Origin of the sequence: Streptomyces sp. NPDC093586 (assembly GCF_044764905.1) — a bacterium.
Taxonomy (GTDB): Bacteria; Actinomycetota; Actinomycetes; order Streptomycetales; family Streptomycetaceae; genus Streptomyces.
The window spans coordinates 1-16440 of sequence record NZ_JBIWJA010000069.1; the positions used below are offsets into that span (position 1 = coordinate 1).

The window sequence follows — 16440 nt, forward strand, 5'->3', positions numbered from 1 at the left end:
CAGATGCAACGCCACCAACGACGACGAACACGCCGTGTCCACCGTGACCGCCGGACCCCGCAACCCCAACGAATACGACACCCGCCCCGACAGCACACTGCTCGCCCGGCCGGTGTTGACGTAGCCGTCCTGGTCGTCGAGACCGTGCCCCAGGCTGCCGTAGTCACCGTTCATCGTGCCCAGGTACACACCGGTGTTGCTGTTCTCGAGGGCCTCGTGGCGGATGCCGGCGCGCTCCAGAGCCTCCCAGGAGGCTTCGAGGACCAGGCGCTGCTGCGGGTCCATGGCCCGCGCCTCACGCGGCGGGATCCCGAAGAACGCGGCATCGAACTCCTCCACGCCGCGCAGGAACCCGCCCTCCCGCGCATAGCTCTTGCCGACGGCCTCCGGATCCGGGTCGTACACGTCCCAGCCGTCCCACCGCGACGGGAACCCCTCGATCGCGTCCCCGCCCGAGGACAACAGCTCCCAGAACTCCTCCGGAGTCCCCACACCACCCGGCAGCCGGCACGCCATCGACACGATCGCGACCGGATCGGTCAGCTGCGCCTCCAGATCGGTCGCCCGCCTCTTGAGCTCCCTGATGGCGGGCAGGGCGAGTTCCAACCGATTCTGTTCAGACATCGAGCAGTTCCTTCCACGAAGGGCAAAGGGAGAGGCGGGAGACTTCTAGAAGTCGAGTTCGAGGAGGGCCTCGAGTTCGGCGCCGATCTCGGCGACCGACCGGGCCGGCGCCGGTGCCTGCGGGGAACCCGGTTCCGAAGCGGTCGCGGTCTGCGGGCGCGTGATCCCCAGGCGCTGCATCAGCAGTTCCGCGATGTCGGCCGGGGTGGGGTGGTCGAAGGCGAGACTCGCGGGCAACGGGACCCCGGAGGCTTTCACGAGTCGGCGCCGCAGTTCCACGGCCATCAGCGAGTCGAGGCCGAGGTCCTTCAGCACGGCCCTGCTCCTGAGCGCTCCGGGACCGGGCAGCCCCAGGACGACGGCGACCTCCTCCAGCACGAGCCTGGTGACCGAGACGGCCTGCTCGTCGGGCGTCTGCCCGCTCAGGCGCTCGCGCAGCGCACCGTCCGTGGGGGTGTCGCCGGCCCGGCGGAGCGAGGGCCGGACGAGTCCGCGCAGCAGTGCCGGGGGCTCCCCTTCCAGCGCGGCGAGGTCGAGCCGGACCGGGACGAGGTTGCCGTCGGGCGAGCGCAGCGCGCGGTCCAGCAGCCGCAGGGCCTTGTCTGCGGGCAGCGGGGCGATGCCCTGCCTGCGCAGTCGCCCCAGCTCCGCTTCGGTGAGGTGGGCCGTCATGCCCGAGCCCGCCTGCTCCCACAGACCCCAGGCCAGACTGGTCCCGCCGCTGCGGGCCGCGAGGGCGTCCAGGCAGGCGTTGGCCGCCGCGTAGGCGCCTTGTCCGGCGGAACCGAGGGTTGCCGCCACCGAGGAGAACAGGACGAACGCCGACAGACCCAGTCCGGCGGTGAGTTCCGCCAGGTGCGCGGCCCCGTCCAGCTTGGGGGCCAGCACCCTGTCCAGCCGCCGCTGGTCGTAGTCGAGGAGCAGGCCGTCGTCGAGCACGCCCGCGAGGTGCAGTACGGCCGACCAGTCGTCCGCCGTGGAGAGGACGTCGGCCACCTGGGTCCGGTCGGTGACGTCGCAGGCCAGGACCCGCACCGATCGTGCGCCCGCCGCGGTCAGCTCCGCCACCAGGTTCCCGGCCCCCGGGTCGTCGGGGCCGCTGCGCGAGGTCAGGACCAGGTCGCGGACCCCGTGCTCGGTCACCAGGTGCCGGGCGACCGCCGTGCCGAGTCCGCCGGTCCCTCCGGTGATCAGCACCGTTCCGCCGGCCACCGCGGCGGTGGGCGCGCCCGGCGCGCCCGCCGCGGTCAGCCGGGGGGCCAGGATCGCCCCGTCCCTGACGGCGAGTTCCGGTTCGCCGGTCACGGACAGCGCCGACACCAGGGTCGCGGCGTCGATCCGGTCGCAGTCGACGATCCGGAGGGTGGCCTCCGGGTGCTCGCGCCGCGCGGCCCGCAGCAGGCCCCACAGGGGTGCCCCCGCGAGGCCGCGCACGCGGTCCTCGGGGCGGGCGGCGACGCTGTCCCTGGTGATCCACACGAGTTCGGTGTCCTCGCGTGGCAGCAACCGGTGCAGCAGGTCCAGCGCGTGCGCGGTCGCCTCGTGGGCGGCGGCGACGTCGTCGGGGTGTCCGGTGGCGTCGATCAGGATCCGGCGCGGGCCGTCCCCGGTGACCGTCTCGGCCGGCGCCACCCCGAGGGCCTCGGACACCGGACCGCGGCCCAGCACCTGCACCGGCTCCGACACCGGTACCGGGGGTGCGTCCGGCACGGGCCGGAAGACCACGCGGTAGAGATCGGGAACGGACAGGGCGGCGCGCAGCCGGCCGGCGCTGACCGGACGCAGTCCCAGGGCGCCGATGTGGGCCACCGGGGCCCCGGCGCCGTCGGTGATCGCGGCCCGGATCCCGTCGTCCCGGACATCGATCCGGACGCGCAGCTCGGTCGCTCCCGTGGCGTACAGGCGGACGTCGGTGAACTGGAAGGGGAGCTGGGCCTCCGCGGAAGCCGGGACCACCGCGCGCATCACCTGCAGGGCCGCGTCGAGCAGCGCCGGGTGCACACCGAAGCCGCCCGCCTCGCCGGCCGGGAGCCGGACCACGCCCGCGGCGGTGCGGTCCTGCCCGCGCAGTTCGGCCACGCCGTGGAAGGCGGTGCCGTAGTCGACGCCCTGGGCGGCGAAGCCCTCGTAGAAGCCGGAGAGGTCCACTGCGGGCAGGTCGGGCACCGACCAGTCGACGGGCTCCGGGCCGAACGCGTCGGCCAGTACGCCCTCGGCGTGGGTGCTCCAGGCTCCCGTGCCGTCCGCCCTGCTGTGCAGGGTCACCGGCCGCTGTCCGCCTTCGCAGGGGCCGATCCTGACCTGTACGTGCGCCGTGTCCTCCAGCACCATCGGCCGTGACAGGGTCAGCTCGCCGACACCGGCGGCACCGGCTCGGCCGGCCGCGGCCAGGACCAGGTCCAGCAGCGCGGTGCCGGGGACGACCACGGTGCCGAAGACCACGTGGTCGGCCAGCCAGGGCTGGGAGGAGACCGAGACTCGGCCCGAGAACACCCAGCCGCCGTCGGCCAGTTCGGTGCTCGCGGTCAGCCAGGGGTGCCCGGTGTCACCGGTGGGGACGGCGCTCGGGGCGTCCAGCCAGAAGCGCTGCCGCTGGAAGGCGTAGGTGGGAAGGCCGACGCGGCGGCGCCGGCCGCCGTACAGGGCGGGCCAGTCGACCTCCGCGCCCGTCGTGTGGGCACGGGCGACCGCCAGGGCCAGCGCCTCGGGGCCGGGCCGGTCCGGCCGCTGGGTCGCGATCACGGCGGCCTCGCGGTCCAGGCAGTCCTCGATCATGGCGGCGGGCGTTCCGTCCGGGCCGATGTCGAGGAACCGGGTGACGCCCTCGGCGAGTGCGGTGCGGATCCCGTCGGCGAACCGGACCGGCTGCCTGACCTGCCGCACCCAGTGGCCGGCGTCGCAGGCGGTGGCGATCCGCCCGGTCAGGTTCGTCACCAGCGCGATCCGCGGCGGGTGGAAGGCGAGCCCCTCGGCCACGCTCCGAAACTCGTCGAGCATGCCGTCCATGTGCGCGCTGTGGAAGGCGTGCGACACGTTGAGCCGCTTGGTGCGGCGCCCGGGGAACCGGGCGGCGACCTCGTCCACGGCTTCGGCGTCGCCGGCGATCACCACGGACCGCGGCCCGTTGACGGCGGCGAGAGCGACCCGCGCGGACAGCAGCGGGACGATCTCGTGCTCGGTGGCCTGGACGGCGAGCATGACCCCGTCGTCCGGCTGGGCCTGCATCAGCCGGGCTCGGGCCGCGACCAGCGCGCAGGCGTCCTCGAGGGAGAGCACGCCCGCCACGTGCGCGGCGGCGAGTTCGCCGACGGAGTGGCCGAGCACCAGATCGGGCTTCAGGCCCCAGCTCTCCAGGAGGCGGAACAGCGCCACCTCGAACGCGAACAGCGCGGGCTGGGTGAACTCGGTGCGCCGCAGCTCGTCCGGGTCGTCGATGAACTCGGCGACCGGACGACGCAGGTGCGGGTCGAGGCAGGCGCGGATCTCCTCCCAGGCGGCGGCGAACACCGGGTACGCCTCGCGCAGTTCGGCTCCCATGCCCGCACGCTGGGTTCCCTGCCCGGCGAAGACGAACGCCGTCCGGCCGTCGTCCGCCGACCCTTCCACCACCGACGCCGAGGGCGCTCCGCCGGCGAGCGCACGCAGCCCGACGAGCAGGTCCGCGGTGTCCCGGCCGATGACGACGGCGCGCTCCTGGAAGGAGGTGCGCGAGGTGGCCAGGGAGAACCCCAGGTCGGCCGGGTCCGTGCCGGGGTCCGTCCCGACCCGGACGGCCAGCCGGGACGCCTGCTCGCGCAGGGCCTGCCGGCTCCGCGCGGACAGTGTCCAGGCAAGGACGTCGGGACGGGGGCCCGCCGCGGGCTCCTCGGCCTCGGGGGCCTGCTCCAGGATCAGGTGGGCGTTGGTGCCGCTGATGCCGAAGGACGAGACGCCCGCCCGCCGCGGGCCGTCACCGTTCCAGGCGACGGGGTCCGTGGCCAGCCGGAGGGAGCCCGCCGACCAGTCCACGTGGTGGGACGGGGTGTCGGCGTGCAGGGTGCGCGGCACCACGCCGTGGCGCATGGCCAGCACCATCTTGATCACACCGGCCACGCCCGCCGCCGCCTGGGTGTGGCCGATGTTGGACTTCACCGAGCCCAGCCGCACCGGCCTGCCGGAGGCGCCGTAGGTGGCCTGCAGGGCGCGTGCCTCGATGGGATCGCCCAGTGTCGTGCCGGTGCCGTGGGCTTCCACGACGTCCACGTCGGAGGCTTCGAGCCCCGCCGCGGCCAGGGCCTTGCGGATGACCTGCTGCTGGGCCCGGCCGCTGGGCGCGGTGAGGCCGTTGGAGGTGCCGTCCTGGTTGACGGCCGAGCCGCGGATCACGGCCAGGACGGGATGCCCGTTGCGCCGCGCGTCCGACAGCCTTTCCAGGAGCAGCAGCCCGCTGCCCTCGGACAGCGCGGTGCCGGAGGCGTCGTCCGAGAAGGCGCGGCACCGGCCGCCGGGGTCGAGGCCGCGCTGCCGGCTGAACCCGACGAACAGCCGCGGCGTGGCCATCACGGTGGCGCCGCCGGCGACGGCCATCGCGCACTCGCCCCTCGACAGGGCCTGCGCGGCGAGGTGGACGGCCACCAGCGAGGCCGAGCACGCGGTGTCCACGGTGACCGAGGGCCCTTCCAGGCCGAGTGCGTAGGAGATGCGGCCGGAGACCACGCTGGCGGCGCTGCCGGTGAGCCCGAAACCCTCGGAGCCGTGGGGAGTGCCCAGGACCGCGTAGTCCTGGCCGTTGGTGCCCAGGTAGACGCCGGTGTCGCTGCCGCGCAGCGTGTCCGGTGCGATACCGGCCCGCTCCAGCAGTTCCCAGGACCCCTCCAGGAGGATCCGCTGCTGCGGATCCATGGTCAGCGCCTCCCGGGGGCTGATCCCGAAGAACTCCGGGTCGAATTCGGCGGCGGCCACGAACCCGCCGTGGCGGACGTAGCTCGTACCGGGGTGGTCCGGGTCCGGGTGGTACAGCGCGGGCAGGTCCCAGCCCCGGTCCTCGGGGAACGGGGTGATGGCGTCCCCGCCGTCGGCGAGCAGTCGCCAGAAGCCCTCCGGATCGCGTACGCCGCCGGGGAACCGGCAGCTCATGGAGACGATGGCGATGGGCTCCGCGGAGTTCTCGGGGCCGGGTGCCGGTGCGCCGGCGGCCGGGGCGGCGGCCAGGTCGGCGACCGCCGGGGCGGGCACGTCGGCGACCGCCGGAACAGGCACGTCGGCGACCGCCGGAACAGGCACGTCGGCGACCGCCGGAACAGGCACGTCGGGAAGGGAGCCGTCCAGCAGGAACTCGTCGAGCAGGTGGTCGGCGAGTTGTGCGGGCGTGGGGTGGTCGAAGATCAGCGTGGCGGGCAGCCGCAGCCCGGTGACGGCCCCCAGCCGGTTGCGCAGTTCGATCCCGAGGACCGAGTCGAAGGCGAGTTCCCTGAAGGTGCGTTCGACGTCCACCGTGTCGGCTGCCGCGTGTCCGAGCACGAGGGCGGTCTGCGCCCTGACCTCCTCCCGTACGGCGTGCGGCCGGCGGTCCGCGGGCAGACCGGCCAGGTGCTGCCGCAGGGCGGGCGTCCGCACGGACGACGCCTGTGCGCCGTCGGGAAGGTCGCCGAGCAGAGCGCTGGGACGGGTCGCCGTGAACACCGTGCGGAACCGGTCCCAGTGCACGTCCGCCACGGTGACGCAGGGCTCGGGGGCCGCCACGGCCCGGTCCAGGGCCTGCAGGGCCGTGTCCGGCGCCATCGGGGGCACGCCGTGGCGGTCGAGGACCTCCCGCACCGGTCCCTGCGCCATGCCGTCGCCGCCCCAGGGGCCCCACGCCACGGAGGTCGCGGGCAGTCCCCGGGCGTGCCGGAGCGCGGCCAGACCGTCCAGGTACGCGTTGCCGGGCGCGTAGTTTCCCTGTCCCGGGACGCCGACGGTCGCGCCCCACGAGGAGAAGAGCACGAACGCGTCCAGTCCGGTGGTGAGTTCGTGCAGGTTCCACGCGCCCTGGGCCTTCACCCGCAGCGCCGCGTCGACCTGGTCGAGGGTGAGGTCCTCGACGAGTGAGTCGTGCAGTGCCCCGGCGGCGTGCACCACGGCGTTGGGCCGGGTCCGTTCGACGAGCTCGCGCAGCGCCTCCCGGTCGGCGACGTCGCAGGCGACGATCTCGACACCGGCCCCGAGCCGGCGGATGTCCGCGGCGAGGGCCTCGGCCCGGGGGGCGTCCGGTCCGCTCCGGCTGACCAGCACCAGGTGTTCGGCGCGCCGCTCGGCCAGCCGGCGGGCGACCGCGGCGCCGAGCGCGCCCGTGCCGCCGGTGATCAGAACCGTCCCCCGGGGGCTCCAGTCGCGGGCCGGGCCGCCGGCGGTGCGCACCAGGCGGCGCCCGTACGCGCGCGAACCCCGGATCGCCACCTGGTCCTCGCCGTGCCCGCCGGTGAGCGTCCCGGCCAGTACCGCGGCGTCGTACGCGTCGGACACGTCGATCAGACCGCCCCAGCGCGCGGAGTGCTCCAGGGCGACGACCCTGCCCAGCCCCCACACCAGGCTCCGGTCCGGCACGACCGCTTCGTCCGAGACCGCGACGGCGTCGAGCGTGACGCACCACAGCGGGGCGGTCACCTCCGCGTCCCCCAGCGCCTGCACGGCGGTCAGCGTCGTGGCGTAGCCCGCGGGAACGCTCAGGTGCGCGGGGTGCGGACCGTCCTGGGGGGCCGGCAGGCAGAGCACGCCGTCGCAGGTCACGCCCCGCAGGCGGGCGGCGAGCGCATCCCGGCCGAGGCCGGGGGCGACCTCCATGACGGTGACGCGCAGCCCCTGTCCGTTCAGGGCCTCGACCACGGAGTGCGCCCACGCGTCGCCCGCGGTCACCAGTGCCAGCCAGTCACCCCGGCGGACCGCGGCCGCGTGGACCTCCTTCCAGCCGATCCGGTACTGCCAGTCGTCCAGGACCACGTCCGAGGCGCGCCGCCGGCGCCAGGAGGCCAGGGCGGGCAGGACGGGAGCGAGGGCGTCCCGGTCGAGGCCCAGGGTCCGGGCCACCTCGTCGACGTCCTGGCGGCCCACCGCGTCCCAGAACGGCGCGTCCGCGGCCGGCCCGCCGCCCGCCGCCTCGGCGTCGATCCAGTACCGCTGGTGCTGGAAGGGGTACGTCGGCAGGTCCACGACGCGCGCCCGCCCGAAGGCCCGGCTCCAGTCGACGTCCACCCCGCTGGTGTACGCCTCGGCCAGGGCCGTCAGGAACCGGTCGCCCTCCCCCCTGCGCAGCGTTCCGACGGTGTGCACGTCGGCGCTCTCCTCCACGCCCATGGTGAGCACGGGGTGCGGAGTGCACTCGATGAACACCCGGTGGCCCTCGGCGGCCAGCTCGCGTACGCACGCGTCGAGTTCGACCGTGGAGCGCAGGTTCCGGTACCAGTAGCCCGCGTCCAGGGCCGCGGTGTCGATCCGGCCGGTGTCGACGGTGGAGAAGAAGCCCTCCGCGCCGGAACGCGGCCGGATCCCCGCCAGTGCGGTGAGGATGTCCTCGCGGATCGTCTCCACCTGCGCCGAGTGCGAGGCGTAGTCCACCGGGATCCGCCTGGCCCGGATCCCCTCGGCCCCGCAGTGCGCGATCAGCTCCGTCAGCGCCTCGGGATCGCCGGAGACCACGGTGTTCCCGGGCCCGTTGGCCGCGGCCACCGACAGCCGGCCCGGCCACCGCCCGGTCAGCGCCTCCGCGTCGGACCGCGAGCACACCAGCGAGACCATGCCGCCCCGGCCCGCCAGACCGCGGCGGATGGCCCGGGCCCGCAGCGCCACCACGGCCGCCGCGTCCGCGAGCGACAGCGCTCCGGAGACGCACGCGGAGGCGATCTCACCCTGCGAGTGCCCGAGCAGGGCCGCCGGCTCGACGCCGAAGTGGTTCCACAGCCGTGCCAGCGACACCATCATCGCCCACAGGGCGGGCTGTACGACGTCCACGCGTTCCAGGGCGTCGGCGTCCGAGATCACCTCGCTGAGCTTCCAGTCCACGTACGGTCCGAGGGCCGTCTCGCACTCGGCGAACCGCTCGGCGAAGACCGGGGAGGAGGCGAGCAGCTCGGCGGCCATTCCCGGCCACTGGGCGCCCTGCCCGGCGAACATCAGGACCGGGTCGTGCCCGGCGCCGGCTCCGACGACCAGGTTCGGCGCCTGGGCTCCCGACGCAAGCGCCTCCAGCCCGCGCACCAGCTCCGCGTCGTCCCGGCCCAGGACGACGGCCCGGTGCTCGTGATCGGCACGGGTGGTGGCCAGGGAGTGGCCGACGTCGGCGGGCGAGAGGCCGGGGTGCGCGGCGAGGTGGGCGCGCAGGCGGCGGGCCTGTTCCCGCAGGGCGGGCGCGGAACGCGCCGACAGCACCCAGGGAAGGCGCGTCCGCCCGGCGGGCTCCAGGGCCTCGGGGGCCTCGGGGGCCTCGGGGGCCTCGGGGGCCCGCGCCGGCGGGCCGGCCAGCGCGAGGTGGGCGTTGGTGCCGCCGTAGCCGTAGCTGCTGACGCCGGCCAGGCGCGGCCCCTGCGGCCACGGCTGCCGGCCGGTGACCACGGCCAGGTTCGCCGCGTCGAAGTCGATCTTCGGGTTCGGGCGCCGGAAGTGGAGGCTGGCGGGCAGTTCGCCGTGGAAGAGGGCGAGGGAGGTCTTGAGCACGCCGAGCACGCCGGAGGTCGGTTCGAGGTGACCGAAGTTGGTCTTGGCCGACCCGATCCACAGGGGGTCCTTCCTGCCCCGGCCGAACACCTGGCCCAGTGCCGCCGCCTCGACCGGATCGCCCCGGCGGGTCCCCGTGCCGTGCGCCTCCACGTAGTGCACCAGGCCGGGGTCCACGCCCGCCTCCTGCCAGGCCGCGCGCAGCATTTCGGCCTGGGCCTCGGCGCTCGGGGTGGCCAGGCCGTCGGTGGCGCCGTCGTTGTTCACGGCGCTGCCGCGGATCACCGCGTAGATCCGGTCCCCGTTCCGGTGGGCGTCCGCGAGCCTGCGCAGGACGACCACGCCGCAGCCCTCGCCCCGGACGTACCCGTTGGCGTCGGCGTCGAAGGCGCGGCACTGCCCGTCGGGGCTCTGCGTGCCGAGCTTGGACATGGCCACGGTGGTGTGAGGATGGAGGATGAGGTTGACGCCGCCGGCCAGTGCGAGGTCCGTCTCACCTGACCGCAGGCTCCGGACCGCCTGGTGGACGGCGACCAGCGAGGAGCTGCACGCGGTGCCGATGGACATCACGGGGCCGCGCAGGCCGAGGGTGTAGGCGATACGGGACGGGATGATCGAGGTGTCCGTACCGGTGGCCGTGTGCGTACGGATCTCGTGGGCGGACGCTCCGGTGGCGAGGTGGTACTCCTGCCACATGGTGCCGAAGAACACGCCGGTGGCCGACCCGGCGAGCCGGTCGGGCCGGATCCTGGCGTCCTCCACCGCGGCCCAGGCGACCTCGAGCGCCAGCCGCTGCTGCGGGTCCATCTGACGGGCCTCGGTGGGCGAGATGCCGAAGAACTCGGCGTCGAACCCCGCGACGTCGTCCAGGAACCCGCCCCAGCGCGTCGTCATCCTGCCGGGTGCCGAGGGGTCGGCGTCATGCCAGTCGTCGGCTCTCCAGCGCTGCGGGGGGACCTCGCTGACGGCGTCGATCCCGTCCAGCAGGCCCTGCCAGAGGTCTTCCGGGGAGTCGATCCCGCCGGGGAGGCGGCAGCCGAGTCCGATGATGGCTATGTCGTCAGCGTTCATCACGCATCCTCGCTTCGGGCAGGTGAAAGGCACGACGGTCCGCAGACGAGGCCGACGGCGGGAGAGGATTCGAGGGAGACCTCGCCGGCAGGGCGCCGGAGTCAGGGCATCCGGTCCGCGGGGAGCGCGGAGTCGTCGAGACTGATCGCCTGGGAAGGGCACAGCCGCACGCACTCCTCGACGCTGTCCCACAGCTCCTCGAGCGGATGCGGACAGAGCAGCACGACGGTTCCGTCCTGTTTGCTCTGGTCGAACACCTGGGGCTCCGTCAGGGCGCACATGCCCGAGCCGCAGCACTTGGTCCGGTCGACGTCGACTCTCATCGCCGTCACCAGCTGACGGGCAGGCGCCGCACGCCGTACATCGACGCCAGGCGGGTGGTCTCGATCTCGCCGGGGTCCACGTCCAGGCGCAGGCCGGGAAACGCGCTGATCAACTGGCTGAAGGCCACGCGCATCTCGACCCTGGCGAGCTGCTGGCCCACGCACTGGTGCACGCCGTAGCCGAAGCCGAGGTGCCGCCCGGCGTTGCGGCTCAGGTCGAGTGCGTCCGGGCCCGGGAAGAGCGCGGGATCCCGGTTGGCCGCGGAGAGGGCCACGGTGACGACCTCGCCCTTCCGGATCAGCCGGCCCTCCAGCTCGACGTCCTCCACGGCCCCCCGGACGACACCGAACTGGACGATGCTCAGGTAGCGCATCATCTCCTCGACCGCGCCGTTGATCAGCTCCGGCTTGTTCCGCAGCATCTCCAGCTGGTCCGGGTTCGACAGCAGCAGGTAGGTGCCGAGCCCCAGCATCTTCGCGGTGGTCTCGTGACCCGCCGCGAGCAGGAGCATCGCCGAACCCGCGGCCTCGATGTCGGTGAGATCGGATGCGGCCACCCTGCTCAGCAGGTCGTCCTCCGGCTCGCTGCGCTTGCGCCGGACGAGTTCGCTCAGGAACTCCGCCATCAGGGTGTAGGACCCCACCGCCTCTTCCATGGTGCGCTCGTGGTCGAGCATGATCTCCGAATGCCGCTGGAAGAACGCGTGGTCCTCGTACGGAACACCCAGCAGCTCACAGATCACCAACGAGGGGATGGGCAGGGCGAATTCCCGCACCAGATCCAACGAGGGCCCCATCTCCCGCATGGCCGCTATCCGGTCCGCGGTGATCTTTTCCACCTTGGGTTCCATTTTCTGGGTCCGCCGTACGGTGAATTCACCGGTGAACAGCTTCCGGAAACGGGTGTGCTCCGGCGGGTCCATGAAGATGAAAACCCCCGGCCGCGCGGGCTCGGGGATGCCTCCCCCGACCGCCATCCTGCGGTGTTCACCGCGTGCGCTGAACCGTGGATCGCTCAGCACGGCACGCGCCGCGGCATGCCCGGTGACCAGCCATCCGGTGGTGCCGTCCGGATAGGCCAGTCTGCTCACCGGGTGCTCGTCACGCAGTTCGGCCAGCTTCGGGGGAGGGCTGAAGGGGCAGGTGCGCTCAGTGGGGAATTCCACCGGTTCCAGATCGGTCCTGGGCAAGTCGACTCCGTGATTGTGACGGCCTGTTCGTCCGGCCAGGTTCGGGAAAAGTTCCGCGGATGGGCGTTACCCGATGGTGCCAGACAACCCGGATCTCGATCTGTTCGTTCATGTCGTGCGCGGCTTTACCGAGATTGCGGCACAGCCACTTCTTTAGCGCTCTTCCAGGGCTTCTGCGGCGCCGGCCCCGAGCGCCCGGGGCCGGCGGCGGCCGTGGTGCCCTCGAACGGCTCAGCGGCCCTCGAGTCCGGGGTTGCCGGTCGCGCCGACCAGTACGGCCGAGTTGCCCGGTGCCTGCACACCCTCGAGCAGGTCCTGATGGGCCCGGCCGATCTCCTCGAAGCCGTACGTGTGTCCCAGGTGCGGGTCCAGCAGGCCCATGTCGACGAGTCGGGTCACGGCGTGGTACTCGCGCGGATTGGCAAAATGGGATCCCTGGAGCCGCTTCTGCCTCATCCACAGGTACCTGAGGTCGACGTCCACGTTGTAGCCGGACGTGGCCCCGCAGATGACGATCATCCCGCCCGTGCCGCACACGTAGACCGACGTGGGGATGGTGTCGCTGCCGGGATGCTCGAAAACTATGCTGGGCGACGCCTTCTCACCGAGGATGTCCCAGATCTCGCGCCCGAAGCGCCGGAGTTCCGAGGTCCACCGCCTGTGCTCTTCGCTGCCGCCCTCGGGCACGCGTCCCCAGTGGCTGTACCGGGTCCTGTCGATGACGCCCGTGGCCCCCAGGTCGAGGCAGTACTTGGCCTTCTCCGGCGAGGACACGACGGCGATGGGCCTGCCTCCCAGGTGCCGGGTCAGGGAGATGGCCATGGAGCCGAGGCCGCCGGAGCCGCCCCAGATGAGGACCGGGTCCCCGGGCTGGACCGTATTGGGTGCCCAGCCGTTGAGCTGCCGGTACGCCGTCGCGCCGGTCAGCAGGAAGGCCGAGGACTCCGCCCAGCTCAGCCTGGCGGGCCTGGGCAGACACTGGAAATCGGCCGCCAGGGCGAACTGGGCGAACGAACCCCAATTCGATTCGTAGCCCCACGCCTTCAGCGATTTCGCGAACATCGGGTCGACGCCGAGCCGGACGTCGGGATCGTCCGCGTCCCACAGGCCGGCCGAGACGATGACCTCGTCGCCCACCTTGACGTGCCGGACGCCGGCTCCCACTTTCCAGACGATTCCGGCGGCATCCGATCCGCCGACGTGGAAGGACTCCGTGGCGCCCTGCCGCTGACGTGCGCCCACGACGTCGACGGGGTGCCCCTTGGCGGCCCAGACGTTGTTGTAGTTGATGCCGGCGGCCATGACCGCGATGAGCACGAACCCGGGGGGGACCTCGGGCGTGTCGACCACTTCCGTCCGGAAGGCCGTCGCCGGATCCCCGTACCGTTCCGGGCGGATGACCGACGCGTACATGGAACGGGGGACGGTCCCGAGCGGGGGCAGATCACCCATCTCGTAGAGAGTGCTGGTCGTCGAGGAGTCCAAGGTGATCTCCGATGTCGAGTGGTCGGTTGGGCCCGGGTGCCGGTACCACGGCGGCGGACCTTCGGCTTCGTGCCGGTCGGATGGCGTTTCAGATGGCGTTCGTCATCGGGACGACCCCGGCGGAGACCGCGTTCTCCAGCATGTAGCCCCGCCCCCACACGGTCCGGATGGACAGTTCGACGGGCAGGAGCCGGCGGCGGAGCCGCATGATGTGCAGATCGAGCGAGTTCCTGTTCAGCGTCAGCGTCCGCAGGGCGGCGCACTGCGCGAACTCGGAGCGGTGCACGACGTCACCGAAGCGGTCGATGAGCAGCCGCATCAGCTCGGCCTGCGTGGCGGAGACGGTGAGGGAGTGACGGCCGAAGCTCAGCGTCCCGGACGAGTCGATCGCCGGTACCCGGTTGCTGTCGAAGCGGTTCTGGAGGACCGCGACGCGGGCCTCCAGGTCGTCCCGGGACACCGGGGGGCGTACCCAGTCCTCGACCGGGTCGTTGCTGATCGGCGGCTGCGCACCCGCCTCCACGACGAGCAGTCGCGGCATCCCCTCGTTCCGGCAGCGGGTCCTCAGAGCCGCCTGCGCCGGCCATCGGACGAAGACGACGTCGGAATTCCGTCCGCCCACAGCACGTCCTCCCTGCACATCCCACGTACGTACCGGACCGTCCCAAGAAAGCCCAGGGACCTCTCGGCGCGGACGAGCCCCGGTGGAGTCCGTCGGTACGGCACCCGGCGAGCGGGTCCTCGGAGTGCGTCGGCCGTGCGTTCGGGGAAGGCGGCCCGGCGTCCTGGCCGGAGGTGCGGGTCCGGTTCCGCCTCAGGACGCCGGCATCACCTCGCGCAGACTCCGGGGCCGCAGGTCGGTCCAGTTCTCCTCGACGTACGCGATGCTCTCCGCCCGCCCCGCCGGCCCGGCCACGACCCGCCAGCCGGCGGGCACGGCGGCGAACGTGGGCCACAGCGAGTGCTGCTCCTCGTCGTTGACCACCACGCAGAACTCGCCGTTCTCGTCGTCGAACGGGTTCACCGCCATGTCTCCTCCGCTGCTTTCTCGTCCGGTTCGGGGAGCGCGGCGCGGTCGGCCTCGCCGCGGGAGGTCAGCGGCATGCGTGCGACGAGCACGATCTCGTCCGGCACCAGGTGGCCGGGCAGTTCGGCCGCCAGGTCCCGCCGCAGCACCGCCGGCAGCTTCGACGCCCTGCGGGACACCGCGGGCGCGTTGGCGAGCGGCCTGGACCGGGTGTCCATGGGCCGGTACACGCCGTCGTAGCACCGCGTACCGTCCGCGGGCACGATCACCGCCTCGAACCAGCCGGGCGCCTCGGCCGACCAGGTGCACAGGACGGCACAGCCGTGCTCCTCGCCCCAGGTCTCCAGCGCGTGCGGGTCGAGCGGCGTCTGCTGTGCCGTGACGGGAACCCCGTACTCGGCCGCCTCGCTCACCAGCCTGGCGTTCGGTATCCGGGTCAGCCGCAGGCGGCCGCCGTGCCGGGCCAGCTCGGCCGCCAGACCGGAGACCCGGTGCACGTCCGTGCCCCAGGTGAGGGCGGGGACGTCCGCGAGGTGTGCCGGGCTGACCGGCCGCTTGTGCAGGACGACCTCGTAGCGGTGACGGGTGAGTTCGTTCCCGTTCGCCCCGGGCTTCAGCCGGACGTCCACGGCCACGACGTCGCGGTGCGCGTCGGCCCACTCGGTGAAGAAGCCCGGATCGAGGTGCAGTTCCGTCTCGCGGCGCATGGCGCGCGCGACCGCCGCCCGGACGGCGGACGGCTCGTCGCCGGGGCGCTGGGCGTGGTGGACGGCCGTCAGGAACTCCCGCATGGTGCCGTGGTTGCGGACGTCGCCGACGAGGATCCGGCCGCCCGGGGCGAGCCGTCGGAGCGCGACGTCCAGGACGCCCGAGAGGTAGGCGGCGTCGGGGAAGTACTGCACGACCGAGTTGAGCAGGACCGTGTCGAAGTACTCCGCCGGCAGTCCGTCGGCGGCGTCGGCGGGCCGGCATCGCAGCGTCACCCTGTCCCGCAGCCGCGGATCCGCGGCTGCCTGGGCGCGGAGGCGCTCGATGACCGGCTCCGAGAAGTCGGTGCCCCAGTAGGCCTCGGTCTCCGGGGCCAGCGGCCCGAGCAGGAGGCCGGAGCCGACCCCGATCTCCAGCACCCGGCGCGCCTGGAGACCGCGCACCCGCTCCACCGTGGACGCGCGCCACTGGCGCATCTCCGGCAGGGGGAGGGGTTCGCGCGTGTAGGAGCTGTTCCATCCGGTGAAGTCGTCGCCGATCCCGGTGGCGTCCGGCGCGGTGCCGCCGTACATCTCGTCGTAGATCGCGCGCCACATCTCGACGTGCTTGGTCACGTCCGCGTCCGGCGCCTCGGGCACCACGTACGCCACCAGGCGCCGCTCGCCGGTCCGGTCTTCGTGGGAGACCACCGCCGCCTGCGCCACGCCGTCCCGCTTCCGGAGCGCGGCCTCGACCTCTTCGAACCGGCCGGTGGACGGCATGTGCTGTCGCGCGTACGTGAGGGGCGCCATGCTCCTGTTGCCTTTCGGTCGTCCTCGCAGGGTTCTCCGGACGGTGGCCGACAGCCGGCTCCACCGCCGAGTGGGCTCGGCCGGGGGCCGGTGCGGCGAAGAGCTCGCACAGCGATCACTCGTGAGCTCACCCTAGGAAGGGATTCCGGAGTCGTCCGACCGCCTGACAGATGTCTGCCAGACCGTCAGGCGCTCACCTGCCAGGAATGCGGTGAGGCGTAGTGCGGCCGGTGCTCCGGTCGGCGCCAGCGGACGGCCGGCGGGCGGGCCGGCGGACGCCGCCGCGTCCGCCCGGCAGCCGCACGGGCCAGCAGGACCGCCGTCAGCGCGGCCAGTTCCTCGGGACCGGCCTGCCCTTTCCGGATGCGCAGGAACTCGTCGTGGCTCACGTGGGTCTCCGTCCTCGTCGCTGCTCGCTGTGCAGCATGGTCCAGGACCGGACGAGAACCCCTCGAGTCCCGCTAGTGACCTGAGTCGGAGATTCGTCGGCAGTAGGCGGCGACTTTGTCGAGGATCTCGTCGGCGGTCTTCGTCCAGACGAACGGCCTGGGGTG

9 protein-coding genes are annotated in these 16440 nt (G+C 73.2%); all 9 read right to left on the reverse strand.

Annotated features, from left to right (window positions below; genetic code table 11):
• Positions 1-606, reverse strand: a 606-nt coding sequence (locus tag ACIRFH_RS35730) for a beta-ketoacyl synthase N-terminal-like domain-containing protein (RefSeq protein ID WP_403530522.1), incomplete at its 3' end; no start/stop codon positions are given.
• 63 nt (positions 607-669) lie between these two features.
• Positions 670-10362: a type I polyketide synthase gene (locus ACIRFH_RS35735; RefSeq protein WP_403530501.1), complete on the reverse strand. Its 9693-nt coding sequence runs from the start codon at positions 10360-10362 to the stop codon at positions 670-672.
• Between the two features lie 101 nt (positions 10363-10463).
• Positions 10464-10685, reverse strand: a complete 222-nt coding sequence (locus tag ACIRFH_RS35740; RefSeq protein ID WP_403530504.1) for a ferredoxin — start codon at positions 10683-10685, stop codon at positions 10464-10466.
• Between the two features lie 5 nt (positions 10686-10690).
• A complete protein-coding gene (locus tag ACIRFH_RS35745) occupies positions 10691-11875 on the reverse strand; it encodes a cytochrome P450 (RefSeq protein WP_403530507.1) in 1185 nt (394 codons plus the stop codon).
• Between the two features lie 231 nt (positions 11876-12106).
• Positions 12107-13327: a crotonyl-CoA carboxylase/reductase gene (gene ccrA, locus ACIRFH_RS35750; protein WP_403530525.1), complete on the reverse strand. Its 1221-nt coding sequence runs from the start codon at positions 13325-13327 to the stop codon at positions 12107-12109.
• A gap of 121 nt (positions 13328-13448) precedes the next feature.
• Positions 13449-13901, reverse strand: coding sequence for a winged helix-turn-helix domain-containing protein (locus ACIRFH_RS35755; RefSeq protein WP_403530511.1), 453 nt, complete (start codon positions 13899-13901; stop codon positions 13449-13451).
• 273 nt (positions 13902-14174) lie between these two features.
• On the reverse strand, positions 14175-14390 hold the full coding sequence (locus ACIRFH_RS35760; protein ID WP_403530514.1) for an MbtH family protein: 216 nt from the start codon (positions 14388-14390) through the stop codon (positions 14175-14177).
• On the reverse strand, positions 14381-15886 hold the full coding sequence (locus ACIRFH_RS35765) for a methyltransferase (protein WP_403530517.1): 1506 nt from the start codon (positions 15884-15886) through the stop codon (positions 14381-14383). Before ACIRFH_RS35765 ends, ACIRFH_RS35760 begins: the two co-directional genes overlap by 10 nt.
• Positions 15887-16071: 185 nt before the next feature.
• A complete protein-coding gene (locus ACIRFH_RS35770) occupies positions 16072-16275 on the reverse strand; it encodes an acyl-CoA carboxylase epsilon subunit (RefSeq protein ID WP_403530519.1) in 204 nt (67 codons plus the stop codon).
• Positions 16276-16440 lie beyond the last annotated feature (165 nt).

Excerpts from the sequence above, each read along its gene's own strand:
- ACIRFH_RS35755 (WP_403530511.1), bottom strand. The coding sequence starts at position 13,901 with ATGCCGCGACTGCTCGTCGTGGAGGCGGGTGCGCAGCCGCCGATCAGC.
- ACIRFH_RS35760 (WP_403530514.1), bottom strand. The coding sequence starts at position 14,390 with ATGGCGGTGAACCCGTTCGACGACGAGAACGGCGAGTTCTGCGTGGTG.
- ACIRFH_RS35740 (WP_403530504.1), bottom strand. The coding sequence starts at position 10,685 with ATGAGAGTCGACGTCGACCGGACCAAGTGCTGCGGCTCGGGCATGTGC.
- ACIRFH_RS35735 (WP_403530501.1), bottom strand. The coding sequence starts at position 10,362 with ATGAACGCTGACGACATAGCCATCATCGGACTCGGCTGCCGCCTCCCC.
- ccrA (WP_403530525.1), bottom strand. The coding sequence starts at position 13,327 with ATGGGTGATCTGCCCCCGCTCGGGACCGTCCCCCGTTCCATGTACGCG.
- ACIRFH_RS35765 (WP_403530517.1), bottom strand. The coding sequence starts at position 15,886 with ATGGCGCCCCTCACGTACGCGCGACAGCACATGCCGTCCACCGGCCGG.